Genomic DNA, 23,834 nt, shown 5'->3' on the forward strand with positions numbered 1-23,834 from the left:
TGAAGACGTCATATATCGCAGCCCTGAACAGCCATGCGGATTGGGTCACTCGGCCACGTGTGGCGATGTTGCATCAGCCTTTTCTTTGGCCCTGCGTGCAAGCTTTGAGTTCCAGCCGTCGTTGCGTTTTCCGGTTGGCTGGTACCGTGTCGCTTGTTTTCCAGCGCGCCGTTTCTTTGGAGGCGCTTTGTCCTGTTCAGCTTTGATATGTTCCAGGACGGCGCTGAGATGTTTGTTCTCGGTGATGGCGGCATGGGTCACGCGCCGATCTTTGTCGAAGACGGTGTAGGGGATCGAAACGCCCTTCCATCGAACCTCAAACTGGCCGTCAGGGAACGCGAATGTATCGACATATTTGCCAGGTAGGCCGCGTGTGATCTCATTCTCAGCAAGGATGATCCGCTGACGCTCATAAGCGAAGGCAAGTTGTTTGCTGACAAGGCGCTCATCCCTAAAGCAGAAGACATCGCGCAGGCGGTCGGGCTCAATATTCATAGCCCTATGCAGGTTGTCAGCGCGACGCGGCACCTTTGCCAACTTGGCGTTATAGCGATCTGTATAACTGGGCAAGAATGCATTGGCAGTCTCCATATCACAGATACCTGCGAGCCTGAGTTTTTTGACCAAACGACCCTGCAATGTGCAGTTGGCCCGTTCAACACGCCCTTTGGCCTGAGAGCTGTTTGCACGGGATCGTCAAGTTGCGGGGTATTTCCCTTCGGGGTATGCATTCGTATGACCAAGCCCAAGCAATCTGGCGATTTCTTAGGCCATCGTTTTTCTCCTGAGATCATCGCATACGCCGTCTGGGCCTATCACCGATTTCCCATGAGTTTGCGCGATGTCGAGGACTTGCTGGCAGCACGCGGGATTATAGTCGGCTACGAGACCATCCGCGCTTGGGTAGCGAAATTCAGATCACAATATGCCAAGGTGATCCGCCGAGATCGACCCAAAGTGGCGGACAAATGGCACCTGGACGAAGTTGTCCTTCCGATAAACGGCAAGAAGTATTGGCTATGGCGCGCTGTCGACAGCAACGGCGATGTGCTGGACATCCTCGTCCAGTCTCGGCGAAATAAACGGGCCGCGGATCGGTTTTTCCACAAGCTATTCAAAACATTTGGCGCGCCACGGGTCGTTGTGACGGACAAACTCCGAAGCTACGGGGCCGCACTAAAGGACCTCGCTCTAGGCATCGAGCACCGAAGCCATAAGAGACTCAACAATCGATCCGAAGGGTCGCACAGGCCGACCCGGCGGCGAGAAAAATGCATGGGTCGGTTCAAATCACCCCGCCAAGCGCAACAATTTCTCTCAGTCCACGATCAAATCCAAAATGTCTTCCGCCACCGCCGCCACACGCTTTCAGCCGCTTGCTACCGTCAGTCCAGAGCCGACGCCCATTTGGATCTGGGACGACATCACGCGAGTGCTGAAGGCTGCTTGAGATCCGGCGTCCGGGCTATCGTTGCGAAGATCGCCGACAACTTGACGATGCCTGTACAAGCCATGCACATCCATGGCTGAGTTTTGTCAAAGTTCGAGTAAAATATGAAAATTGCCGTCTGGTCTGGCCCACGCAACCTGTCGACCGCGTTGATGTATTCCTTTGCAAACCGTGCGGATTTTACTGTGATGGACGAACCGTTTTATGCCCCTTATTCGGCTGCGACTGGACTGGAGCATCCTATGTCGGATGCAATTCAAGCGGCCCATCAAACTGATCCTGAACAGGTGGCGATGGCCTGTGAGAACGGTGGTGAACAATCGCATAAGTATATGAAACATATGCCACATCATATGCTGGATCGGTTCCCGTTGGACTGGGCCAAGGACTGCGTGAACATTCACCTGATCCGCCACCCCGCCCGCGTTATCGCAAGTTACGTCGCGAAGCGCGAAAACCCCACGCTTGAAGACCTCGGATATCTGCAACAAACTGCGCTATTTAACACGGTCGGTGGTATTGTAATCGACAGCGCTGACATTCGCCAAGACCCTGAAAATGCGTTGAAAAACCTGTGCCAGCAGATCAAGCTGCCGTTTAATTCTGCAATGCTGAACTGGCCTGCAGGCCCACGCCCATACGATGGGATCTGGGCCTCACACTGGTATAATGCGGTGCATCAAAGCACCGGTTTCGTGGGTGCCGAAGGGCCGTTGCCACATTTGGAAGGCGCGGCGGCCGATCTGCTCGACGCCGCCCTTCCATACTATGAAAAACTTAAATGGTTTCAGTAGTTTACTTCATTCTCTTGTTGCGCGCGGCCAAAAGCTTAAGGCGTAGCGCGTTCAACTGAATGAACCCCGCTGCGTCCTTTTGATCGTAGGCACCTGCGTCGTCTTCAAAGGTCACATGCGCCTCCGAATACAAGGAATGATCGGACCAACGTCCAACGGTACGCGCGGATCCTTTGTAGAGCTTCAGCTTCACTGTTCCGGTCACATGTTCCTGTGATTTATCAATTGCGGCTTGTAACATTTCGCGCTCGGGCGAGTACCAGAAACCATTGTAAATCAGCTCTGCATAGCGCGGCATCAGCTCATCTTTTAAATGCGCAGCCCCGCGATCCAGCGTGATAGATTCGATGCCACGGTGCGCCTCAAGCAGCAGAGTGCCACCGGGCGTTTCATAGATGCCGCGCGACTTCATGCCAACGAAACGACCCTCAACCAAATCAAGACGGCCACAGCCGTGCTTGCCCCCTAACTCATTGAGTTTGTCGAGGATTGTAGCTGGTGACATCGCTTCGCCATTGATCGAAACCGCATCGCCACGCTCAAACCCGACCTCAACAAATTCAGGCTCATTCGGCGCGTCTTCTGGTGCAACTGTGCGCTGGTATACATAATCCGGCGCCATCTCTGCGGGATCTTCAAGAACCTTACCTTCGGACGAAGTGTGCAGTAGGTTCGCATCAACAGAAAAAGGCGCTTCGCCGCGCTTGTCTTTTGCGACGGGAATCTGATGTTCTTCGGCGAATTCCAGCAACTTGGTGCGCGATGACAGGTCCCATTCACGCCACGGCGCGATGACTTTGATGTCTGGGTTCAGCGCATAGGCGGCCAATTCGAACCGTACTTGATCATTGCCTTTACCCGTTGCGCCGTGTGCCACTGCGTCTGCGCCGACTTCTTCCGCGATCTCAACTAAACGTTTTGAAATCAGGGGTCTAGCGATGGACGTACCAAGTAAATACAGCCCTTCATAGACCGCATTGGCGCGAAACATTGGGAAAACGAAATCGCGCACAAACTCTTCGCGGACGTCTTCGATGTAGATATTCTCAGGCGGGATGCCCATCAACTCAGCTTTGGCGCGCGCAGGTTCAAGCTCTTCCCCTTGGCCGAGGTCGGCGGTAAACGTCACGACTTCGCATCCGTATTCTGTCTGCAACCATTTCAAAATGATTGACGTGTCCAAACCACCGGAATAGGCGAGGACGACTTTTTTGGGTGCGGTAACTTTAGACATTGGCGTAAGGCTCCTGAGCGTTAATCGTCCGCGAGTTACTCCGATTTCCGGATTAGAGCAAGCTGGCCACGAACGCGGCGTCACCATCATTGGACAGGAGGGCAGGGGCATCGTTTATTGGAACCCAAACCGCTGTGTGATTGCCTTCTAAAGGTGATCCCAAACACAGCGTTGGTCGCGACCAATAAATAGTACAGATTTTCTCCGCCCACATGTCGTAGTCCGGCATAAAAACAAAGCGTTTGTAGACCCCTATGCGGCGTGGCTTATCCATCCGCCAGCCGGTTTCTTCCATGACTTCACGGTGCAGCGCCGGTAAAATCTGTTCGCCCGCATCGATCCCACCACCGGGCAGTTGTATTTCAGGGTGTTCAAGTCTGTCCCCATCCTGCACCGTCAGCAGTAAATCACGTCCGCGCTGCAAGATCACATAGGCGCCGGGGCGCGGCGTGTAGTGCATAGCGGGGTCAACCCGTTCGCCGTAGCGCTTAATCATGCCCTTTTTCCTCCCCTTGTGGCACCTATATGGAGGCGGTATGCCAACCTTAGACTTGTTAGGGAACCCCAATGACCATCGCATCAAACATCGCTTGGGATGATACCGTTTTGCCGTTTCAGCTTGACCGCTCTGATATCCGTGGACGTATTGCGCGTCTTGATGGTGTGTTGGACAATGTGCTGTCGCAGCATGACTACCCCCCAGCCATCGAGGCATTGGTGGCAGAAATGGCGTTGTTGACTGCGTTGATTGGCCAGACGATCAAGCTGCGTTGGAAGCTGTCATTGCAAGTGCGCGGTGATGGTCCCGCGCGTTTGATCGCGACAGATTATTATGGCCCGACCAACGATGGCAAGCCGGCCCGCGTGCGCGCCTATGCCAGCTATGACAAAGACAAAATCGACCCGACTGGGCACCCCTTCAGTCAGGTAGGCAACGGCTATTTTGCGATCCTGATTGATCAAGGCGAAGGCACGGTTCCTTACCAAGGGATCACACCGATAGCTGGGGAATCGTTGTCGGCCTGTGCTGAGGCGTATTTCGCACAATCCGAACAGCTGCCGACAGCGTTCCAGCTGACATATGGTAAGGTGTCTGTCCCTGGTGGGGCGGAATCCTGGCGTGCTGGAGGAATCATGTTGCAGGCAATGCCCAAGGCGTCCCCGTCCGTTGCAGATGGGCCCGTGGGCGATGATGGTTTACTCACTGCCGCTGATATTCTGGATGAGGGCGAAGGCGAAAACTGGACCCGTGCCACCACCCTTTTGCGCACTGCGGAAGAAATGGAACTGACCGGTCCGACAGTGCAGCCGACAGAATTACTGGTGCGTTTATTTCACGAAGAATCCCCGCGCGTGTTTGATCCGCAGCCGGTGCAATTTGGCTGTTCGTGCTCACCCGACAAAGTGCGCCAGTCCCTGTCGATCTATTCGGCCAAGGACATCAAGCATATGACCACCGAACAAAATACCGTCACTGCCGATTGCCAATTCTGTGGGTCGCATTATGTCTTTCATCCTAATACTTTGGGTTTTGAAGCGACAGATGAGTCCAATAAAACGGCGCCGGATGCCAAGCCCTGAAGACCTGAAAAAGAAGCTCTGCCGCTGCATTGAAAACGCAGCGCAGGCAACGTCAGACTTTGATCTGAATCCACGTGTGGTTTTGCCAGAAGGGCGCATTCTGAAACCCGCTGCCGTGTTGATCGCAGTGACGGAAAGCGGGCAACTCATCCTTACAAAACGCGCGGCCCATTTGAAGCACCATCCTGGGCAGATCGCGTTTGCGGGGGGCCGCAAGGATGATACTGACCGCGAATTGACCCACACTGCGTTGCGCGAGGCGGAGGAGGAAATCGGGCTCGATCCAACGAGGGCTACGATCCTTGGCCAATTGCCCTGTCATGACACTATCACGAACTATTGCGTAACGCCGATTGTTGCGATGGTGCCTGATGATCTGACGTTCAGACCTGAACCCGGCGAAGTGGATGAGGTGTTCACCGTGCCGCTGCGCCACGTCTTAACACCTGCGAATTATCGTATTGAAAGCCGCGATTGGCGCGGGCAAAAACGCTATTATTACACCGTCCCCTACGGCCCCTATTATATCTGGGGCGCAACGGCGCGTATTCTGCGCGCAATGGCTGAGGTGTCGACTGAATGAAACTTACCGCAAATTGGTTGAACACGGATGCGTCCAAAGCGGTGACGGGGATGCTGGTCGATGCGGGATATGAGGTCTATTTCGTCGGCGGCTGTGTTCGCAACGCTCTGGTCGATATGCATGTGGCTGACTTGGATCTCGCGACAAATGCGCGGCCTGATGTCGTGATGAAACTGGCGACGGATGCGGGTCTTAAGGTTGTCCCGACAGGCATCGACCATGGCACTGTTACAGTTGTCGCTGATCATCGCCCCTACGAAATCACAACGTTCCGCAAGGATGTTGAAACCGATGGCCGCCGCGCTGTTGTCGCGTTTTCTGACGGGTTGGAAGACGACGCCGTGCGCCGCGATTTTACGATGAACGCGCTGTATTGTGCGCCGGACGGCACAGTCATCGACCCCGTTGGAGGGATCTCTGATTTGCATGCGCGGCACGTGCGGTTCATCAATGATGCTGACATGCGTATCCGCGAAGATTACCTGCGGATTTTGCGATTTTTCCGGTTCTATGCGTGGTTTGGTGATCCAGAACAGGGGCTGGATGCCGATGGGCTTGCGGCCTGTGCCGGCAATCTTGATGGGCTGGAAGGCCTTGCAAAAGAACGCGTGCAGACCGAAATTCTGAAAACACTCCTTGCGCCAAACCCCGCCCCTGCAATGGCATCGATGGCAATTTGCGGTGTGCTGCTTAGGCTTCTGCCGGGCGCTGACGTGTCTGCCCTTGCGCCGCTTGTCCACCTTCAAGAACAACTTGGCCGACCTGCGCATTTGCACACGCGCCTTGCAGCCATAAATCCTGGTGATGTTACCGCGCAGTTGCGCTTATCCAAGGCCGACACCACTAAATTTAGCCGCATCCGTGATGGCGCCTCATCGGGCATCAAAGCTGCACCGCTGGGCTACGCGCTAGGTGCAGACCTTGCGATCGAAGCGTTGATGTTGCGGGTGGCATTGTCTGGCGGTATCCTCACAAAGATCGATATAGATGCGGCGCAGTTTGGTGGTGCACAAACCTACCCGGTGAAAGCCAAAGACTTGATGTCAGCCTACGCGGGCGCAGCATTGGGCGCGCGCCTCAAACAGCTTGAATCAGAATGGATTGCATCCGGTTTTACACTTACAAAACCTGATCTTTTGGCGATCCAGTGACTGCACTGATCGGCTTTGTGTTTTTGGGCCTGTTTTGGGATCGTCAAGTTGCGGGGTATTTCCCTTCGGGGTATGCATTCGTATGACCAAGCCCAAGCAATCTGGCGCCTTCTTAGGCCATCGTTTTTCTCCTGAGATCATCGCATACGCCGTCTGGGCCTATCACCGATTTCCCATGAGTTTGCGCGATGTCGAGGACTTGCTGGCAGCACGCGGGATTATAGTCAGCTACGAGACCATCCGCGCTTGGGTAGCGAAATTCGGATCACAATATGCCAAGGTGATCCGCCGAGATCGACCCAAAGTGGCGGACAAATGGCACCTGGACGAAGTTGTCCTTCCGATAAACGGCAAGAAGTATTGGCTATGGCGCGCTGTCGACAGCAACGGCGATGTGCTGGACATCCTCGTCCAGTCTCGGCGAAATAAACGGACCGCGGATCGGTTTTTCCGCAAGCTATTCAAAACATTTGGCGCGCCACGGGTCGTTGTGACGGACAAACTCCGAAGCTACGGGGCCGCACTAAAGGACCTCGCTCTAGGCATCGAGCACCGAAGCCATAAGAGACTCAACAATCGATCCGAAGGGTCGCACAGGCCGACCCGGCGGCGAGAAAAATGCATGGGTCGGTTCAAATCACCCCGCCAAGCGCAACAATTTCTCTCCGTCCACGATCAAATCCAAAATGTCTTCCGCCACCGCCGCCACACGCTTTCAGCCGCTTGCTACCGTCAGTCCAGAGCCGACGCCCATTGGATCTGGGACGACATCACGCGAGTGCTGAAGGCTGCTTGAGATCCGGCGTCCGGGCTATCGTTGCGAAGATCGCCGACAACTTGACGATGCCGTATTGGGGCCCATGTTCTCGCTCACGCAACAACTCTTGCACGCGGGCGCGGATCAACCCGCCAGCTGGTTGCCGTTCTAGATAATAACTCCAAAGGCAGTGCGTTTTGGGAACGAGCGGGTTTCGCGCTTGAAAAGTCGTTCCCACCCACGAAAGACGGCCAAACCCGTCACCGCATGACACGCGCGATCTAGGGGCGCAGTGGCGTGCGACCTCTGTCGTCCAATGTGAACCAGCCTGTGCCGTCAAACAACGTCGGTACCAAAGGCCGGCCATAGCCTGCGCCACCGTCAATATTGATCCGGTTACCGTGATGTTGCGGAAAATCCAGCGCAGTGTGGCCGTGCACATACATCGCGTCCAGTTGATCGGTGTGATCCAGCCAGCCATCCCTGATCCAGATCAGATCACTTTGCGTTTGGTCTTCCATCGCAACGTTGGGGCGAATTCCTGCGTGCACAAAGATGTGGTCGTGTGGCGCCTTGATGAATGACGGCAACGCCGCGATCCAATCGAGGTGGGCAGCAGGCACCGCGTCTTTAGCCGCATCCGAAAATGCAGCCAACAAGCTGTCTGACGCTGGGTCCAATCCGTGTTCGTTTGCGTGATCCCAGCTGATCCAGTCGGGATGGTCCAACTCGACCCCTTGCATGTAAGACGCTAAAGTCCGCACGCCGCCAAGACGGTGGTGCAGCCAAGTTTTGCCTGACAGGATTTGAGGATGCAACACGTTCGCGGTCTTTACGAACTGATGAAACATTAGATCATGATTGCCGAGGATGCAGTGCCAAGGCCTGCCCGCGCTCTGCCCGTTCATGATCGTTTGAATAACGCCACGACTATCAGGGCCGCGATCCACCAAATCACCAACAAAGAACAGGTCCGCATCGCTGCCACCATCGGCATCGATCAGCGCCAAAGCGCGGTCAAGCTGCGTCATCTGTCCATGGATATCGCCGAAAGCATAGAACATAGTTGGCCTTTCTAGGGGCTTTGCCCCCGCCTTCGGCTCCCCCAGGATATTTAGGAGACAAAGACAGGGGTAAAAATAGTCTTAAACAACGTCGAATGTGAGCGGCTTGACCTGCGTGAACATGCCTGTTGCTTCGAGTTCTTTCAGTGTAGCCGCAGGCACCACTTCGTCCACGTACAGCAGCGCAATTGCTTCGCCATTTGCCGCAGAGCGACCCAGAGTAAAGTTTGCGATGTTGACGTTATGTTTGCCCATGGTCTGACCCAAGGTGCCAATGATGCCGGGCACGTCTTCGTTGGTGGTGTAGATCATATGCGCCCCGATTTCGGCGTCGATGTTGATGCCTTTGATCTGGATAAAGCGCGGTTTGCCGTCACTGAAGACCGTGCCAGCGACGGAACGTTCCCGTTTGGATGTGACAACCGTGACCTTTATGTAGCCGTCAAACGCGCCAGTTTTATCCTGCTTGGTCGTGCTAATTTTGATGCCGCGTTCTTTGGCGATCACTGGCGCGCTGACCATGTTGGTGTCGGGGTTCGCTTTCTTCATGATGCCAGCAATTGTCGCCGCCGTAAGCGCAGCAAGATTCATATCGGACACGGATCCGTCGAACAGGATATTAATGGCTTGGATCGGTTCATCCGTCATTTGGCCGATGAAATTACCAAGGTGGCCAGACAGTGAAATCCACGGCGTCATGACCTTGGCTTCTTCGGCTGTTACAGACGGCATGTTGAGCGCGTTGGTCACGGCGCCCGTCATCAGATAATCCGACATCTGTTCGGCGACCTGCAACGCTACGTTTTCCTGCGCTTCTGTGGTCGCCGCGCCCAAATGCGGAGTTACAACCACATTGGGCAGGTTGAACAGCGGGCTATCGGTTGCAGGTTCGACCTCGAACACGTCAAACGCGGCGCCGGCTACTTGGCCGGACTTCAGCGCATCGGCAAGGGCGGCTTCATCAACCAGACCACCACGGGCGCAGTTGATAATACGCACACCTTTTTTGGTCTTGGCAATATTCTCACGGCTCAGGATATTGGCGGTCTGGTCAGTGAACGGTACGTGCAGAGTGATGAAATCTGCGTGTCCCAACAGCTCATCTAATTCAACCTTTTGCACGCCCATTTTATCGGCCTTTTCTTCGCCGAGGTAGGGATCGTAGGCCATGACCTTCATCTTCAGGGCGCGCGCGCGATCACACACGATGCCACCAATATTGCCCGCACCGATAACGCCAAGTGTCTTGCCTGTCAGTTCAACTCCCATGAATTTCGACTTCTCCCATTTGCCAGCGTGGGTGGAGGCTGACGCTTCGGGGATCTGACGCGCCACGGCGAACATCATCGCGATGGCGTGTTCGGCGGTGGTGATCATGTTGCCGAACGGCGTGTTCATCACGATAATACCGGCCTTGGATGCAGCGTCTTTATCGATGTTGTCGGTGCCGATACCTGCACGGCCAATGACCGTCAGGTTCGGCGCGTTTTGAAGCAGTTTAGCGGTGACTTTGGTGGCAGAGCGGATCGCGAGACCATCATATTGACCGATCACTTTGGCAAGTTTGTCTTTGTCTTTACCGAGGTCCGGCATGAAATCCACGTCGATCCCACGATCGCGGAAAATCTGCACAGCTGCTTTGGAAAGGCTATCGGAGATGAGTACTTTGGGAGCCATGTTAAGCGTCCTTCAAATGAAATTTGGGGGGGTAGGACCGCGCCGCTTTGACGCCGGGCGGTCCCAAAATTCAGGCGTTGATTTCGGTCTGAAAGGCCCAGTCGAGCCACGGCAACATCGCTTCAATGTCAGACGTCTCAACCGTGGCACCACACCAAATCCGCAACCCAGCAGGCGCATCACGATACGCCCCGATATCCAGCGCAATGCCTTCAACCTCAAGCCGTTTGGCAATCGCTTTGGCGAATGCCGCACCGTCCGTGATGCGTCGATCGGTAAACTTTAGACACACCGATGTGTTCGACCGCGTCGCCGCGTTCACCGCCAGATTGTCGATCCAATCGCGCGTGGCACAGAAGTTCCAGATCGCCTGCGCGTTGGCGTCGGCGCGCATTTTCAGTGCGTCCAGACCGCCAATGGATTTCGCCCAATTCAGCGCGAATAGGTAATCCTCAACGCATAGCATCGACGGGGTGTTGATGGTCTCACCCCTAAAAATCCCCTCAATCAGCTTGCCACCTTTGGTCATGCGGAAAATCTTGGGCATCGGCCAAGGTGGCGTATAGAATTCAAGCCGTTCAACCGCACGCGGCGACAATACGATCATTCCGTGCGCCGCTTCGCCGCCCATGACTTTCTGCCACGAAAACGTCGTGACATCGAGCTTGTCCCACGGCAGGTCCTGCGCGAAGGCGGCACTTGTGGCGTCGCAAATTGTCAGACCTGTGCGGTTGGCAGGGATCGGATCGCCCGCGACCCGCACGCCAGATGTCGTACCATTCCACGTGAAGACAACGTCTTGGTTGTAATCAAGTGCTGCCATATCCACGATGTGACCGTAATCTGCGATGTGTTCGGACGCGTCGATCTTAAGCTGTTTGATGACGTCGCTGACCCAGCCCGCCCCAAAACTTTCCCATGCAACCATCTGAACAGGGCGTTCGCCAAGCAGGGACCACATCGCCATTTCCACGGCACCCGTGTCGGATGCTGGCACAATGCCAATGCGGTAATCTGCAGGGATGCCCAGCACGTCGCGCGTGAGGTCAATTGCCGCCTTTAATTTGTCTTTGCCCACAGCGGCGCGGTGCGAACGACCAAGCGGCGCGTCCTTCAATACCTCAAGCGACCATGTAGGGGGTTTGGCACAAGGGCCAGATGAAAAACGCGAATTAGACGGCCGCGCGCCGGGTTTAGTCATAGCCATTTTTGCTATCCTTCCAGATAAGCGCCCTTCGTTGGGGAAGGGTGTCCCACCGCCGGACATACGTATCCGCAGTAAAAACAGCAATAGGCAAAGGGTCTTGCCACGCAGGTAAATGTAGCCTTTTGCAGAACGATGCAGGAACGCATGTTTCCGATAGGCACAAATCTGACACACGGAAATTTGGTTTTGTTCCGCGACCGGTGACCAGAGGTCCTAGCATGTGGTCACGCGCAAATTTGCTCCACAGGCATATTAGACAAATAAAAACCGCTGAGAGAGTTGGCATCTTGCCAATAAATCCCGAACATCCCTATAGGCCCGAACGCCCCTATAGGACAGTGGATATTGGCAATGCCAGCGTACGGCCAACAGGATCATATGCCTGGGAAAGCGATGATGTTTGAAAAGGTTTCTGCGTGCCACAGAAACCTCACTCATTGATCGACACGTAAGATATTGATCGACACGTAAGATCAGGTCTTCTTAAGCGATAGAAGCCTTGCCCACGGATAAGGTCCCGACCAAGCGACGGCGGGGTCACACCATGCGAATAACATCTTTATCAATCGCCAGCATGTAGCCGCGCCGCGCGATGTTGCGGACCAAAAGTTCAGAGATCATCTGGTTGCCCAACGTATCGCGCAACCGTTTGATCCGCGTGGCACCTGCAGCCTCTTCGCAATCTGATGACGGCCGACCTGAAATAACACCTTCAATTTCGGCACCGGACAGAACTTCGTCGTCCATCCGCGCTTCGGCCAACACGCTCAGTGTTTCAATTGCCGCATCGGTTAGCTTAAATTCAAAATCGTTAAGGTAGACCATATTTTGATCGCGTGAGATCAGCAGGGAATTAACCTCAATCCCCTTGCGTTCGATCTTCCCCATCCGGCGGTTCATGGCGATCAACATCACGAGGAACATCACGGACGCAATTAGCAATGCCGTTGCGAATACCAGCAGCACGAAAATCACAAATCGGTAACTGTCCAAGGTCGCGGAAAATGCGGTGCCTGATTGTGCCAGAATCTCCAGAAGTTTGATTTCGGCCTGTCCGGTCAGCGATGCGTTTTCAACGAACAGCTGTTCAACCCGCGCGTTAAACGCGTTGGCATCGGGCAGGTTCACGAACAACAAAATCGCGGCCGTCGCCAAAATGACGACGATCGCTGCAATCCCGCCGACGACAACCTTGTTGCCCGTCTGACGCGATTCAATAGCGGAGGTAGTTTTCTCCTGCACTGTCCTGTCTCTCCTCAAGTCCAGCGTCATCAAAGACGCCCAAGACGTTCAATAGTTGCCAATCGTCAGCAGCAAGGCGCGGCGTCAGTTCGACAAGCGCGCCTTCTAGCGAACACGCGCCCATGATCTCAGCGACACCGTAGTGCAGCCGAAGGGGATCGTCACGCTTGGCTTTATAGTCGGCAAAACACGCGGCCTGCGCCGCAGGCGACACCACCAAGAATGCGACAGTGAGAGGGATAATGAGTTTCATACCCGAAACATGCCTTCACCCGCGATGTTATTCAATATCTGCTATGCGACTTGGTGTTGAAATCACTTAACACCGAGGCGTTATTGAACGACATGCGCCCGCAACCCCATCGTTGATCCATACCAAGCTGGCGTGCTGCCCAGCATTACTCGAAAGGATCATGCGATGTTTGCTCACTCAATCTCAAAGACCCTCAGTGCCGGTGTTCTGTCTATTGTGCTGGCTTTGACGGCGATCACCCCAACGACTGCGTCGGCGCAGATTTCAGATGAAGATGCGATTGCTGGTATTCTAGCGCTGTTGTTCATCAGTGCTGTCGTTCATCACAGCCGCAATAGAAATGACAGATCAGCCCATGTGCCGGAACCAGTCCCGCAACCGCGCAATTGGCAGGTTCTTCCGGCAGACTGTCTGCGCAGTATCGACACGCGCCGTGGCAATACCGTGCGGATGTTCACCCAGCGTTGCTTGACCAACAACTACCGCTTCACAAACCGTTTGCCGCAGGCGTGTCACGTCCGCGTGCGCACTGAGAACGGCCAGCGCCGCCAAGGATACCGCGCACGTTGCATGCGCAACGCAGGATTCCGCACCAACCGGCATTAGCGCCCGTGCGGAGCAGGGTGACCGCGCAAAGTGGTCCCTCGTTCAGAGGCGGGGGGGAGAACATGGCCCCCTGCCTCTTTTTATGGCCGAACGGCTTTGGATAATTGATACTTACGGCAAATTTTGCATGACGGGGTTGCGCAGATACCCCTAACGCCGCGCGCGGAGCATGCTACTTTATGGAAATCATAAACGCAGACCCTGAAAGGACGCCCCATGATTCAAGACCGTTTGACCGCCAAATTTCAAAACGTGAAATCTGTAAAGGGCCGTGAAACCAAGTCACAGCTCGTCACAAAGACTAAAGTGACGAAAGCCCCGGCGACTGACGCTTATACCCGCGGCCGCCCTATCGCAGGGTCTTTCTGGCTTTAATCTTGCGGTAATTGGTGGGGTCTGAGACACCGACCCTATGACAAGTGGCCCAGATTTTACCTTCGAACAGGACCTGTTCGCACGCGGCATTCTACGGATCGCGGGTGTTGACGAAGTCGGGCGTGGCCCGCTTGCTGGCCCAGTGACCGCCGCCGCCGTGATCCTTGATCCGGCCAATATCCCAGATGGATTGAACGACAGCAAAGCGCTGAGTCGCAAAAAGCGCGAATTGTTGGAGCCGCTGATCTTTGCCAGCGCCGAAGTTTCAATCGCGCACGCAACCGTCGAAGAAATCGATGAAATCAATATACTGCGCGCCAGCCACCTCGCTATGGAACGGGCGATCGCCGGATTGGGCGCCGGACTAAACCGTGTGGATCACGCGCTGATTGATGGCAACATGGTCCCACGCGGTTTGATCATCCCAGCGACAACAATCATCAAGGGTGATGCGCGGTCTTTGTCGATTGCAGCGGCCTCAATTGTGGCAAAAATTTGTCGCGACCGGATCATGGTGGAGTTGGCGCAACACTATCCGGGGTACGGGTGGGACACGAATGCCGGATACGGGTCCAAAAGCCACATATCTGCGCTGCAAAATATTGGGGTGACCCCACACCATAGACGGTCGTTCAAACCCGTCCACAACATGTTGTGACAAGAATAAATCTTAACCCTTTGATTCAATAAAGCTTTTGACTGCGAATCACCTTTGACTCACATTGGGCATAACGAATGAGCGGATAAACCGCCGGGACAAAGGCAGAGTATGACAAAGAAAACATCCGGGAAGGGTGCGGCCGATCTACAGGCTTCGCTACCCCTGAACACGATCCTTGATGGTGACTGCATTGAGGTCATGAACAGCCTGCCAGAGGGTAGTGTTGATCTGATTTTTGCGGACCCGCCCTATAACCTTCAACTGAAGGGTGATTTGCATCGCCCAGACAATTCCAAGGTCGACGCAGTTGATAACGATTGGGATCAGTTCGCCAGCTTTAAGGTCTATGATGATTTCACCCATGCATGGCTTAAGGCCGCCCGCCGCATCCTGAAAAAGGATGGCGCGATCTGGGTGATCGGTTCTTATCACAATGTGTTCCGTATGGGCACAGAGCTACAGAACCAAGGATTTTGGATTTTGAATGACGTGGTCTGGCGCAAGTCGAACCCGATGCCGAATTTCCGCGGGAAACGCCTAACCAATGCGCATGAGACGCTGATCTGGGCCTCCAAATCTGAGACATCGAAACCAACCTTTAATTATGAAGCCTTAAAGGCTTTGAACGAAGGCATCCAAATGCGTAGCGACTGGGTGCTTCCGATTTGCACGGGACATGAACGATTGAAAAATGACCAAGGCGACAAAGCCCACCCGACACAAAAACCCGAAAGCTTGCTGCACCGTGTGCTGCTCGGCACCACGAACCCCGGTGATGTCGTGCTGGACCCGTTCTTTGGGACAGGCACAACAGGCGCTGTCGCCAAGATGCTGGGTCGCGATTACATCGGCATCGAACGCGAAGCTGAATATCGCGCCGTTGCTGCAAGGCGTCTGGCGAAGATCCGTAAATTCGATAGTGAAGCCCTTGAAGTGACGCAGTCCAAACGTGCTGAACCGCGTGTGCCGTTTGGCCAAGTCGTGGAACGTGGCATGCTGCGCCCTGGTGAAGAGCTGTGGTCGATGAATGGTCGCCACAAGGCCAAGGTACGTGCTGACGGTACATTGATTGGTGCCGATGCCAAGGGGTCGATCCACCAAGTGGGTGCGGCCTGCGAAAACGCACCAAGCTGCAACGGTTGGACCTACTGGCACTTCCGTCGTGACGGTAAAAAGGTCCCGATTGATCTGCTGCGCCAACAAATCCGTTCTGAAATGCGGTCTAACTAAAGCGTTTCGACTTTACTCCAGCATACAAAGTAAAATCGAAAGTCGAATTAGGCCTACCCCAAGTTTTCCGCCTGTGCCCGGCGCCCAATTGCCGTGGCACCACTTACCCCCCGTCGGTCCCCAAGACCTGACGGGGGTTTTTTCTGCTTGAGTTCCCTATGATTATGGCGTGACGCAGGCTGTTTTGCCCGCCATAAGGGGGTGTTATTGCGGGAATCAACATGGCGAAAATTCTTCTCACAGGTGGGGCTGGATATATCGGGTCCCATACTTATCTGGCGCTGGTTGGGGCTGGATATGAAGTCGTTATTTTGGACAATTTTTCGAACGCGAAGCCGGATGTGCCAAGCCGCTTGCAAGATATTGCTGGTAAAATGGTCCATGTCTTTCAGGGTGATGTGCTGGATCGCACCGATTTGGACGCCGTATTTGCCGCCCACAAGATCGACGGCGTCGTGCATTTTGCAGCCAAGAAAGCCGTTGGTGAAAGCGTCGCAAAGCCGCTGGATTATATGCACACGAATATTGGTGGATTGCTTAACCTGCTGGCCGCGATGGACGCGGCCAATATACGCAGCATCGTATTTTCATCCTCTGCGACTGTCTATGGCGATACCGACGTTCAGCCGATCCCAGAAGACCATCCGCGTACCTCCACGTCGCCCTACGCGTTCACCAAAATAGTGGGTGAACAGATTCTGGAACAATTGCCCGATACTTGGGCCGTCGGTATCCTGCGTTATTTCAATCCCGTGGGTGCGCATAAGTCTGCGATGATTGGTGAAGACCCGAGCGATATTCCCAACAATCTTGTCCCATACATTGCCAAGGTCGCAATGGGTGAACTGACGGAGCTTGGCGTGTTTGGCGATGATTATGACACACCTGACGGCACGGGTGTGCGTGATTACATCCACGTCGAAGACCTCGCCGATGGGCATGTTCTGTCGTTGAAATCGCTGTTGGAAACTGGCAAAAGCCACACAGTCAACCTTGGCACAGGCGAAGGATCGTCGGTGTTGGACGTCCTCAAAGCCTATTCAGAGGCATGCGGCCAGGACCTTGCCTACAAGATCGCACCACGCCGTGAAGGGGACGTTGCCGTCCTGACAGCGCGGCCCGAACAGGCCAAGGCGCGTTTAGGTTTTGAAGCGAAGCGAACCTTAACTGATATGTGTAAATCAAGTTGGGCGTGGGTCAGCGGACAGCGACGCAACATGCATTGACGCGCTCTTAGCGGGGCATTGGGTTGGTCGCGTTTTTGTACGGCGCCCAATCTTTTATCTCGGGGTAGTGTTTCTTGCGCCATGCCCGCACCCGTGGGTTCATAACCCTCCGCCAAATGGGTGGGATCATCGCAGCTGCTGTCATGATTGGATAGCCGTAGGGTAATTGTGGTGCTTGGTCTTCGTCATAAGTTTGCAACAGTGGGAAGCGACGGTCAGGTTTGTAGTGGTGGTCCGAATGGCGCTGTAAATTGATCAGCAGCCAGTTTGTCCCCAATTGGGACGCGTTCCACGAATGGCGGGGCAGAAGGTGTTCGTATTTGCCGTTCCCGAGATGTTTGCGGGTCAATCCGTAATGTTCAACATAGTTCGTCAATTCCAACTGCCACATGGCGGTGAATGCCTGCACAAGGAATAGGCCCAATCCGGCCCATCCACCGACCGAAATGGCGAGCATCAGCATCGCAAATTGCAACGCACCATAGCGCCAGAACGGGTTTGAACGGTGGTACCACGCGAAGTTTCTACGGGCCAACATCGCCTTTTCCGCGTGGAAGGCAGACACTGGTTGCTGGCGTAAAACGCGTGGAAAATATTTGTGAAACCCTTCGTTGTAGCGCGCTGTCACGGGATCTTTTGGGGTGCCGACGTAGCGATGATGAACCAGCAGGTGTTCGCTGCGAAAGTGGGAGTAAAGCACCATGGCCAGCAGGATATCCCCAAACCAGCGTTCGAATTTCGGCTTCTGGTGGGCGAGTTCATGGGCGTACACGAGGCCGATGGTGCCCGACATGACCCCAATCCCGAAGAATAGCACGATCTTTTCCAATGCCCCCAAATGCCCAGTCGCGGTGACATACCAAAGCACGCCAAACAGTGTGATAAACTGCAGTGGTGCCCAGATGATGGTCACCAGGCGGTACCAGAAAAGCTCATCTTCGCTAGTCTCAAGGTCTGCGTTTTCTTCGTAGCTTCCCGCCAGTGCGTCGATTGCCGAAAATAAATACCACGTAGCGACGGGCATCAAGATCACTGTCCAACCGCCAAAGACGGCCCCGATCCACGCCAGCGGGATCAACGCCACCGACGACCAGAACGGTGCTGCGCGTGCGACACGGGCCATGTTGGTGGGGGACACGATGGGAAAGGGTGTCATTGTGATCTCCTGTTTGAATGCACCATAGCGGTTAGCGCTGTTCGCTCAAACATTCCGTAGTGTCGCAACCGCCAGAGTGTAGGCCTTTTGCATCACGGTTGGCAGCGCGTCGGGGCTAAAGGTGTCAGCTGGGATGAATTGTCCACGATCGGGCAACGCATCACGGGGGAGCCATGCCGTCTGGACCCGCAGGATTAGGTGAAAATGGGTGAACGTATGTCGCGCGTGCGTATCAAGTTCCTGCCAATCTGCCGAAACTGGCTCTTGGTCTGGTGGCGTGTCGCCCCAGTCTGTCGTTGGCCATCCGAGCATGCCGCCCAAAAGACCCCGGTCGGGTCGCGTTTCCAGCAACCAAGCGCCATCATCACGTCGCGCAATATAGGCAACGCCATGGCGTGTTGGCTTTGGTTTCTTTGGAGTCTTTTTAGGCAGCTTGCCTTGTGTACCAGCCATCTGTGCTTTGCAAGCGCCGCGCACTGGGCAAATCCCGCAGGCGGGCTTCTTGGGCGTGCAAATCGTAGCACCCAAATCCATCACGGCCTGTGCGTAGTCCCCTGGGCGTATCTGCGATGTGTGCCGCATGGCAAAGTCCATCAGCACGGGCTTGGCGGCAGGCAGGGGTGTGTGATCGTCATATAGGCGTGACATCACTCGTTCGACATTGCCGTCCAGAACTGTCGACGCCTCATCAAAGGCAATCGCGGAAATGGCTGCTGCCGTGTAGGGGCCGATGCCGGGCAATTCGATTAACGCGACATAGGTTTGCGGGAACGCGCCTCCGTGATCAGCCACCACCGTTCGCGCGCATTTCAACAAGTTACGCGCCCGCGCATAATAACCGAGCCCTGCCCATGCCGCCATGACATCTGCATCCTCGGCGGCCGCCAATGCGCCGACGGTTGGCCAGAACGCCATAAATCTGGTGTGATAGCCGCGCACAGCGGCCACGGTGGTCTGCTGCAACATCACTTCTGACAACCAAACGGCATAGGGATCGGGCAGATACCCCGCTTTGCGCATCGTCGGCATCACGCGCCACGGCATTTCGCGCGCGTGTACGTCGTACCAATCCAACAGGGCTTTGGTGATGTCACGCAATGTTTATGAGCCCTTTACCGTGGTTTCTCTGGCGTTGCCGCCTCAAGGGTTTAGAATAGCGCATAACGATGAAACAGCCACGTCCTCATAGCACAACGCGCGGATTCTCTCGTGCTGCTACCCTGATGCAAAAACGCATTCGTGGGGCGACCGAAACGCGTGGGTTTGCGCAAAGTCGTGTTTTGACCCATTGGGCTGAAATTGTTGGCGAAGCGATTGCGAAAATCGCGCATCCCGTCGATGTGGGGTATGCCCGTGGCGGGATGGGCGCGACGTTGACGGTGCTGACGTCCGGTGCGCAAGCCCCGATGTTAGAGATGCAAAAAGAACAAATTCGCGCCAAGGTGAATGCCTGTTACGGCTACAATGCCATCGCCCGCATCCGCATCACCCAGACAGCCGCAACAGGATTTGCCGAAGGGCAGATGGCGTTTGATCACGGTGCGGCGACCCCGCGCGGCCCTAAACCCGAAGCACAATCTGCGGCGCAAGATCTTGCTGCACCCGTAAAGAATGACTCCCTGCGCGCGGCCCTCGCGGCCTTGGGCGCAAATGTTATAAGCAAACGTCCCTCCGATTCTTGAATCTGGAAACTGAAAGTAGACCTGATGAACAAATCTATCCTCTCTTCCGTCGCTGTTGTTGCTATTGTTGCCGTCGCTGGTGGTGCGTGGTTCTTGAACCGCACCCCCGCGTCTGCACAATCGAGCGGAGCCGCAGAAACATTGGAAGCCGCCCAGTTCGATGTTGTCGAGATGATCCAAGGCAACCCCGACGCAGCGGTTCAAGTCCTCGAATATGCGTCTTTTACTTGCCCGCATTGCGCTTCTTTTCACGCTGATCAATATCCGCAGATCAAGGCGAACTACATCGATACCGGTTTGATTGGCTTCACCTACCGCGAAGTCTATTTTGACGCCCCGGGCCTTTGGGCGTCGATGATTGCACGCTGTGGTGGCGAGATGCGCTTCTTTGGCATTTCAAACCTGCTGTATGAAAACCAGCAAGATTGGGCGCGCGGCGAAAGTGGCGAAGATATCATCACTTCATTGCGTAATATTGGTAAGGTCGCGGGTCTGACTGATGCAGAACTCGACGTTTGTTTGACCGACGAGGCGAAGGCGCAGGAGCTAACAGGCTGGTATCGTTTCAACGCTGATGCGGACGATGTTCAGGGGACGCCGACTTTCTTAATTAACGGTGAAAAGTACTCCAATATGAACTACGCTGATTTCGCAGAAGTGCTTGAAGAGAAGATGGCTGAAGCGAACGAATGACACCACTTGGGGGCCTGAAAGTCGTTGAATTAGCCCGCATTTTGGCGGGACCATGGGCGGGTCAACTGCTGGCGGATATGGGCGCTGAGGTCATTAAGGTTGAAGCGCCGGAAGGCGATGATACCCGCACATGGGGGCCGCCGTTTTTTGAACGCGGTGGCGAACGCTCTGCCGCATATTTTCATTGCTGCAATAGGGGCAAAAAGTCTGTCGTGATTGATTTTCGCACCGCAGACGGTAAGGTGGCGCTGATGCGTCTTCTGGCGGATGCCGATGTGCTGATTGAGAATTTCAAAGTTGGTGGGCTTGCCAAACATGGGTTGGATTATGCCAGCCTGCGCGCCAGCCATCCACGTCTGATTTACTGTTCCATCACAGGCTTTGGTCAAGACGGACCCTATGCGGCGCGCGCTGGCTACGATTATATTATTCAGGGCATGTCAGGATTGATGTCCGTCACTGGTGATCCAAACGGGCAACCGCAAAAGGTTGGCGTTGCCGTTACGGATATTTTCACGGGCCTTTACGCCAGCAACGCAATCCTTGCCGCTGTTCATCAGCGCCATGGCACAGGACGTGGGCAACATATTGATCTTGCGCTGCTCGATGTTGCAGTGGCGACCACAGCCAACCAAGCCATGAACTATTTGGCGACGGGTAAATCACCTGAACGTCTTGGCAATGCCCACCCAAATATTGTGCCCTATCAAGTGTTCGAATGCGCCGATGGTCATGTGATTATTGCTGTGGGCAACGATGGTCAGTTTCGCAAGTTTTGCAGTGTTCTGGGCGCGGATGCACTGGGCGTTGACCCGCGTTTTGCGACCAATCCTGCGCGTCTAGAAAGCTGTGCAACGTTGGTGCCACTGCTGGCTGAAAAAATGCTTGGGTGGACGAAGGCAGATATCCTGACGGCCTGCGAAACCAAAGGCGTGCCTGCCGGGCCAATCAACACGTTTGAGGATGTTTTTGCAGACCCGCAGGTGATTGCGCGGAGTTTGAAGCTTGATATTGATGGTGCGCTGTCGGTGCGACCGCCGATGCGGTTCTCAGACGCTGACCTTGCGCTAGATCGGCCTGCGCCATCGCTCGGTCAAGATCAGGACATCATCGGGACGTAATCCCGAGGAGTGCCAGCTTCGCGTCAAGTGGACGCCAATCCAACAGGGACAACCGTACAGGCAGCACCGTAACCTTCGGGCGGAAACTGTCCGGCAGTCGCGTGGCGTCTTTTTCGGTCGTGACCATGATCAGCCGACGCGACTTTGCCTCGGTTTCCAGGCGCGTTAACAGCGCATCAGTGAACGGCTGGTGATCGTCTAGCGCCTCATTGCGCACAACATCAGCGCCAAGGCCTTTTAACGTCGCAAAGAACTTTTCAGGATGGCCGATCCCTGCGAAGGCCAAGACGCGCAATCCGTCCCATGGCATTCCCGTCGGCAGTGCGTCCAGCCGACCGTTCAGGCGGACACAGTGCAGTGGTAAACTGGGCATAAACGCACCCCTTGCAGCGTCAGGGCCAATCGCCAACACGGCGTCTGCCCGCGCAAGACCTGCCTTGGCTGGTTCGCGCAAAGGTCCGGCCGGAATGACGCGGCCATTACCGAACCCTTTGATGGCATCCACCACCACGATGTTCAAATCCTTACGCACACTCGGGTTTTGAAACCCGTCGTCGAGCAAGATGACCGTTGCCCCCGCAGACTCAGCCGCCTTGACGCCCTGCGCACGATCCTTGGACACCCACGTCGGCGCGAATGCCGTAAGCAACAGTGGTTCATCGCCCACGTCACTGGCAAGGTGGGTGTTTGGGTCAACTTGCACGGGGCCGTCCAGCGATCCACCATAGCCGAGGCTTACGATGTGCGGTGTCTGTCCAAACCCGATCAACCGCTGCGCCAGTGCGATTGCGGTGGGGGTTTTGCCAGTCCCGCCAGCGTTGATATTGCCGATGCAAATGACAGGGACAGTTGCGCGGTGGGTTGGGCTTTGGCGCAGGCGCCATGCTGTCGCCGCACCATAAAGCGCCCCTAAGGGTGATAAAACTGCGGCGATAATGCTGCGGTTTTGATACCAAAACAGGGGCGGTTTCATCGTGTGACCTCTGTGCTTTGTACGGCATCCATCACAAGCTGGTTTATCGTTTCAGCGTTTTGGGTAATTTCAGACCATCCCGCCAATGCCATCCGTGCGGTTTGTTCTGGTGAGATCAGCACACCAACTGCGATCCCCAGTTCTGCCGCCGAGCGGATTTCACGACTTGCCTGTGCCTGTGCCAGCCGCGCGAAACGCCCCACATGTGGGGCCTTGCGCGGGCCATGAATCACAGCAGACCCTAGCGCGATCGGTTCTATCGGTGAGATCGCGCCGCCTGCGCTCAAGGTGCCACCCGTAAATGTGAGTGGTGCGACGCGGTACCATAACCCAAGTTCATCGTCCAAGTCTGCGACATAGGCCTGATGTTCTGGTTCAGGATCATCGCCTTGTGACCTCACACCAACCTTAAAGCCGGCCTCGCGCAGAACCTGTGCGACGCGCGGACCACTGTCGATATCACGCGGAGTGATGATGAGTAAAAGACGATGGTTTTTGCGGCTCGCAGCCAAATGCCCCGCGACAATATGCACAACCTCGGGTGTGGTGACACTGGCGGCAAACCAAAGTGGGCGCGTGCTTAACGCTTCGATCAAGACCGTAAGCTCGTTTGAATCGTGGCGCAGTGTGGTGGGTTCTTCCAAAATCGGACCGATCGCCACGACCTTTTCACGTGGTACCCCGCCACGGATTAACCGGGTGGCTGTCGCACCATCTGCGGTCAATACACTTGTGAACGGTAGGACCGCAGTGCGTGAAGCGCGCGGCAGCCACCGCGATTTGCCAGCAAAAAGGGTAGAGTTGCGGGCGTTGATCATGGTTGCGCCTAGACCGATTTCTTCAATACAGCGTAACAAGACCGGGCGGACAGGACCGCCATTCCAGATCAGATGTTGTGGGGACCATTGTTCAAGAAACGCCCGCACTTTGACGAGTGTGTCTGGCGGTATAGCAACCAAGTTCACCCCGTCTGGAACCTGTGTCAAAAGCGGTAAAATTTCAGCGCCGGCCGTGATCAGCACATCCATTGCATCGCTGTGTTCGTGTAAACGCGTGGCCAACGAAATGGTCGTATTCACCTCGCTTTCGTCACCACAATGAACCCAAATCACTGGCCC

24 protein-coding genes and 1 pseudogene are annotated in these 23,834 nt (G+C 55.1%); 13 read left to right on the forward strand and 12 right to left on the reverse strand.

What is annotated here, in order from left to right:
* Window positions 1-45: 45 nt before the first annotated feature.
* Window positions 46-687 (reverse strand): annotated as a pseudogene (locus OAN307_RS23665) (ISNCY family transposase); the annotation flags it as partial.
* A 48-nt stretch (window positions 688-735) separates the two neighbouring features.
* Here OAN307_RS23665 and OAN307_RS23670 point away from each other — a divergent pair.
* Both OAN307_RS23670 and OAN307_RS23675 read left to right on the forward strand, forming a co-directional pair.
* Entirely contained in the window at window positions 736-1,530 is a 795-nt protein-coding gene (locus OAN307_RS23670; RefSeq protein WP_015501927.1) for an IS6 family transposase, read from the forward strand.
* Window positions 1,531-1,554: 24 nt separating this feature from the next.
* Window positions 1,555-2,244, forward strand: a complete 690-nt coding sequence (locus OAN307_RS23675; protein WP_015501928.1) for a sulfotransferase-like domain-containing protein — start codon at window positions 1,555-1,557, stop codon at window positions 2,242-2,244.
* A 1-nt stretch (window position 2,245) separates the two neighbouring features.
* Here the strand turns inward: OAN307_RS23675 and OAN307_RS23680 are convergent, their stop codons facing one another.
* Both OAN307_RS23680 and OAN307_RS23685 read right to left on the reverse strand, forming a co-directional pair.
* On the reverse strand, window positions 2,246-3,478 hold the full coding sequence (locus OAN307_RS23680) for an argininosuccinate synthase (RefSeq protein ID WP_015501929.1): 1,233 nt from the start codon (window positions 3,476-3,478) through the stop codon (window positions 2,246-2,248).
* Between the two features lie 52 nt (window positions 3,479-3,530).
* Complete coding sequence (locus tag OAN307_RS23685; RefSeq protein WP_015501930.1) at window positions 3,531-3,974, reverse strand: NUDIX hydrolase; 444 nt, start codon at window positions 3,972-3,974, stop codon at window positions 3,531-3,533.
* Between the two features lie 71 nt (window positions 3,975-4,045).
* On the opposite strand from OAN307_RS23685, the gene hslO reads away from it, so the two are divergent.
* From hslO to OAN307_RS23705, 4 genes are all read left to right on the forward strand, one after another.
* Window positions 4,046-5,059 carry an Hsp33 family molecular chaperone HslO gene (gene hslO / locus OAN307_RS23690; RefSeq protein ID WP_015501931.1) on the forward strand — a complete coding sequence of 338 codons (1,014 nt, stop codon included), beginning with the start codon at window positions 4,046-4,048 and terminating at the stop codon, window positions 5,057-5,059.
* Complete coding sequence (locus OAN307_RS23695) at window positions 5,046-5,642, forward strand: CoA pyrophosphatase (protein ID WP_044044327.1); 597 nt, start codon at window positions 5,046-5,048, stop codon at window positions 5,640-5,642. The genes hslO and OAN307_RS23695 overlap by 14 nt, the downstream gene beginning before the upstream one ends.
* The gene (locus OAN307_RS23700) at window positions 5,639-6,793 is read left to right on the forward strand and encodes a CCA tRNA nucleotidyltransferase (RefSeq protein ID WP_015501933.1); all 1,155 of its coding nucleotides are present in this window, start codon (window positions 5,639-5,641) and stop codon (window positions 6,791-6,793) included. The genes OAN307_RS23695 and OAN307_RS23700 overlap by 4 nt, the downstream gene beginning before the upstream one ends.
* Window positions 6,794-6,875: 82 nt before the next feature.
* A complete protein-coding gene (locus OAN307_RS23705; protein WP_015501934.1) occupies window positions 6,876-7,589 on the forward strand; it encodes an IS6 family transposase in 714 nt (237 codons plus the stop codon).
* A gap of 242 nt (window positions 7,590-7,831) precedes the next feature.
* On the opposite strand, the gene OAN307_RS23710 is transcribed toward OAN307_RS23705, so the two are convergent.
* From OAN307_RS23710 to OAN307_RS23730, 5 genes are all read right to left on the reverse strand, one after another.
* The gene (locus tag OAN307_RS23710; RefSeq protein ID WP_015501935.1) at window positions 7,832-8,614 is read right to left on the reverse strand and encodes a metallophosphoesterase; all 783 of its coding nucleotides are present in this window, start codon (window positions 8,612-8,614) and stop codon (window positions 7,832-7,834) included.
* An 81-nt stretch (window positions 8,615-8,695) separates the two neighbouring features.
* On the reverse strand, window positions 8,696-10,291 hold the full coding sequence (gene serA / locus OAN307_RS23715) for a phosphoglycerate dehydrogenase (protein WP_015501936.1): 1,596 nt from the start codon (window positions 10,289-10,291) through the stop codon (window positions 8,696-8,698).
* 70 nt (window positions 10,292-10,361) lie between these two features.
* Window positions 10,362-11,498 carry a phosphoserine transaminase gene (locus tag OAN307_RS23720; protein ID WP_015501937.1) on the reverse strand — a complete coding sequence of 379 codons (1,137 nt, stop codon included), beginning with the start codon at window positions 11,496-11,498 and terminating at the stop codon, window positions 10,362-10,364.
* A gap of 537 nt (window positions 11,499-12,035) precedes the next feature.
* Window positions 12,036-12,740: a winged helix-turn-helix domain-containing protein gene (locus OAN307_RS23725; protein ID WP_015501938.1), complete on the reverse strand. Its 705-nt coding sequence runs from the start codon at window positions 12,738-12,740 to the stop codon at window positions 12,036-12,038.
* Complete coding sequence (locus OAN307_RS23730; RefSeq protein ID WP_015501939.1) at window positions 12,712-12,993, reverse strand: hypothetical protein; 282 nt, start codon at window positions 12,991-12,993, stop codon at window positions 12,712-12,714. The genes OAN307_RS23725 and OAN307_RS23730 overlap by 29 nt, the downstream gene beginning before the upstream one ends.
* Before the next feature lie 165 nt (window positions 12,994-13,158).
* On the opposite strand from OAN307_RS23730, the gene OAN307_RS23735 reads away from it, so the two are divergent.
* The 4 genes from OAN307_RS23735 to galE all read left to right on the forward strand — a co-directional run bounded on the left by OAN307_RS23735 (window position 13,159) and on the right by galE (window position 17,091).
* Window positions 13,159-13,599: a hypothetical protein gene (locus tag OAN307_RS23735; RefSeq protein WP_015501940.1), complete on the forward strand. Its 441-nt coding sequence runs from the start codon at window positions 13,159-13,161 to the stop codon at window positions 13,597-13,599.
* Between the two features lie 412 nt (window positions 13,600-14,011).
* On the forward strand, window positions 14,012-14,632 hold the full coding sequence (locus tag OAN307_RS23740) for a ribonuclease HII (RefSeq protein ID WP_015501941.1): 621 nt from the start codon (window positions 14,012-14,014) through the stop codon (window positions 14,630-14,632).
* Window positions 14,633-14,743: 111 nt separating this feature from the next.
* Window positions 14,744-15,865, forward strand: coding sequence for a site-specific DNA-methyltransferase (locus tag OAN307_RS23745; protein WP_015501942.1), 1,122 nt, complete (start codon window positions 14,744-14,746; stop codon window positions 15,863-15,865).
* A gap of 221 nt (window positions 15,866-16,086) precedes the next feature.
* The gene (galE, locus tag OAN307_RS23750; protein WP_015501943.1) at window positions 16,087-17,091 is read left to right on the forward strand and encodes a UDP-glucose 4-epimerase GalE; all 1,005 of its coding nucleotides are present in this window, start codon (window positions 16,087-16,089) and stop codon (window positions 17,089-17,091) included.
* A gap of 7 nt (window positions 17,092-17,098) precedes the next feature.
* Here the strand turns inward: galE and OAN307_RS23755 are convergent, their stop codons facing one another.
* Window positions 17,099-18,247 (reverse strand): alkane 1-monooxygenase, encoded by a 1,149-nt coding sequence (locus OAN307_RS23755; protein WP_015501944.1) that lies wholly within the window; start codon window positions 18,245-18,247, stop codon window positions 17,099-17,101.
* Between the two features lie 45 nt (window positions 18,248-18,292).
* Complete coding sequence (locus tag OAN307_RS23760) at window positions 18,293-19,291, reverse strand: A/G-specific adenine glycosylase (protein WP_015501945.1); 999 nt, start codon at window positions 19,289-19,291, stop codon at window positions 18,293-18,295.
* Between the two features lie 122 nt (window positions 19,292-19,413).
* Between OAN307_RS23760 and OAN307_RS23765 the strand changes: the two genes are divergently transcribed.
* From OAN307_RS23765 to OAN307_RS23775, 3 genes are read left to right on the forward strand one after another with little or no spacing between them, the layout of a single operon-like run.
* Window positions 19,414-19,929 carry a DUF721 domain-containing protein gene (locus tag OAN307_RS23765; RefSeq protein WP_015501946.1) on the forward strand — a complete coding sequence of 172 codons (516 nt, stop codon included), beginning with the start codon at window positions 19,414-19,416 and terminating at the stop codon, window positions 19,927-19,929.
* 24 nt (window positions 19,930-19,953) lie between these two features.
* Complete coding sequence (locus OAN307_RS23770) at window positions 19,954-20,622, forward strand: DsbA family protein (protein ID WP_015501947.1); 669 nt, start codon at window positions 19,954-19,956, stop codon at window positions 20,620-20,622.
* Complete coding sequence (locus tag OAN307_RS23775) at window positions 20,619-21,743, forward strand: CaiB/BaiF CoA transferase family protein (protein WP_015501948.1); 1,125 nt, start codon at window positions 20,619-20,621, stop codon at window positions 21,741-21,743. The genes OAN307_RS23770 and OAN307_RS23775 overlap by 4 nt, the downstream gene beginning before the upstream one ends.
* On the opposite strand, the gene lpxK is transcribed toward OAN307_RS23775, so the two are convergent.
* Entirely contained in the window at window positions 21,730-22,716 is a 987-nt protein-coding gene (lpxK, locus tag OAN307_RS23780) for a tetraacyldisaccharide 4'-kinase (protein ID WP_015501949.1), read from the reverse strand. The two genes, OAN307_RS23775 and lpxK, sit on opposite strands and share 14 nt — an antisense overlap.
* On the reverse strand, window positions 22,713-23,828 hold the full coding sequence (locus OAN307_RS23785) for a 3-deoxy-D-manno-octulosonic acid transferase (protein WP_083903196.1): 1,116 nt from the start codon (window positions 23,826-23,828) through the stop codon (window positions 22,713-22,715). Before OAN307_RS23785 ends, lpxK begins: the two co-directional genes overlap by 4 nt.
* Between the last annotated feature and the right edge of the window lie 6 nt (window positions 23,829-23,834).

The sequence above is a fragment of the Octadecabacter antarcticus 307 genome, assembly GCF_000155675.2.
Taxonomy (GTDB): domain Bacteria; phylum Pseudomonadota; class Alphaproteobacteria; order Rhodobacterales; family Rhodobacteraceae; genus Octadecabacter; species Octadecabacter antarcticus.

Excerpts from the sequence above, each read along its gene's own strand:
- OAN307_RS23670 (WP_015501927.1), top strand. The coding sequence starts at position 736 with ATGACCAAGCCCAAGCAATCTGGCGATTTCTTAGGCCATCGTTTTTCT.
- OAN307_RS23675 (WP_015501928.1), top strand. The coding sequence starts at position 1,555 with ATGAAAATTGCCGTCTGGTCTGGCCCACGCAACCTGTCGACCGCGTTG.
- OAN307_RS23680 (WP_015501929.1), bottom strand. The coding sequence starts at position 3,478 with ATGTCTAAAGTTACCGCACCCAAAAAAGTCGTCCTCGCCTATTCCGGT.
- OAN307_RS23685 (WP_015501930.1), bottom strand. The coding sequence starts at position 3,974 with ATGATTAAGCGCTACGGCGAACGGGTTGACCCCGCTATGCACTACACG.
- hslO (WP_015501931.1), top strand. The coding sequence starts at position 4,046 with ATGACCATCGCATCAAACATCGCTTGGGATGATACCGTTTTGCCGTTT.
- OAN307_RS23695 (WP_044044327.1), top strand. The coding sequence starts at position 5,046 with ATGCCAAGCCCTGAAGACCTGAAAAAGAAGCTCTGCCGCTGCATTGAA.
- OAN307_RS23700 (WP_015501933.1), top strand. The coding sequence starts at position 5,639 with ATGAAACTTACCGCAAATTGGTTGAACACGGATGCGTCCAAAGCGGTG.
- OAN307_RS23705 (WP_015501934.1), top strand. The coding sequence starts at position 6,876 with ATGACCAAGCCCAAGCAATCTGGCGCCTTCTTAGGCCATCGTTTTTCT.
- OAN307_RS23710 (WP_015501935.1), bottom strand. The coding sequence starts at position 8,614 with ATGTTCTATGCTTTCGGCGATATCCATGGACAGATGACGCAGCTTGAC.
- serA (WP_015501936.1), bottom strand. The coding sequence starts at position 10,291 with ATGGCTCCCAAAGTACTCATCTCCGATAGCCTTTCCAAAGCAGCTGTG.
- OAN307_RS23720 (WP_015501937.1), bottom strand. The coding sequence starts at position 11,498 with ATGGCTATGACTAAACCCGGCGCGCGGCCGTCTAATTCGCGTTTTTCA.
- OAN307_RS23730 (WP_015501939.1), bottom strand. The coding sequence starts at position 12,993 with ATGAAACTCATTATCCCTCTCACTGTCGCATTCTTGGTGGTGTCGCCT.
- OAN307_RS23735 (WP_015501940.1), top strand. The coding sequence starts at position 13,159 with ATGTTTGCTCACTCAATCTCAAAGACCCTCAGTGCCGGTGTTCTGTCT.
- OAN307_RS23740 (WP_015501941.1), top strand. The coding sequence starts at position 14,012 with ATGACAAGTGGCCCAGATTTTACCTTCGAACAGGACCTGTTCGCACGC.
- OAN307_RS23745 (WP_015501942.1), top strand. The coding sequence starts at position 14,744 with ATGACAAAGAAAACATCCGGGAAGGGTGCGGCCGATCTACAGGCTTCG.
- galE (WP_015501943.1), top strand. The coding sequence starts at position 16,087 with ATGGCGAAAATTCTTCTCACAGGTGGGGCTGGATATATCGGGTCCCAT.
- OAN307_RS23755 (WP_015501944.1), bottom strand. The coding sequence starts at position 18,247 with ATGACACCCTTTCCCATCGTGTCCCCCACCAACATGGCCCGTGTCGCA.
- OAN307_RS23760 (WP_015501945.1), bottom strand. The coding sequence starts at position 19,291 with ATGCCGTGGCGCGTGATGCCGACGATGCGCAAAGCGGGGTATCTGCCC.
- OAN307_RS23765 (WP_015501946.1), top strand. The coding sequence starts at position 19,414 with ATGAAACAGCCACGTCCTCATAGCACAACGCGCGGATTCTCTCGTGCT.
- OAN307_RS23770 (WP_015501947.1), top strand. The coding sequence starts at position 19,954 with ATGAACAAATCTATCCTCTCTTCCGTCGCTGTTGTTGCTATTGTTGCC.
- OAN307_RS23775 (WP_015501948.1), top strand. The coding sequence starts at position 20,619 with ATGACACCACTTGGGGGCCTGAAAGTCGTTGAATTAGCCCGCATTTTG.
- lpxK (WP_015501949.1), bottom strand. The coding sequence starts at position 22,716 with ATGAAACCGCCCCTGTTTTGGTATCAAAACCGCAGCATTATCGCCGCA.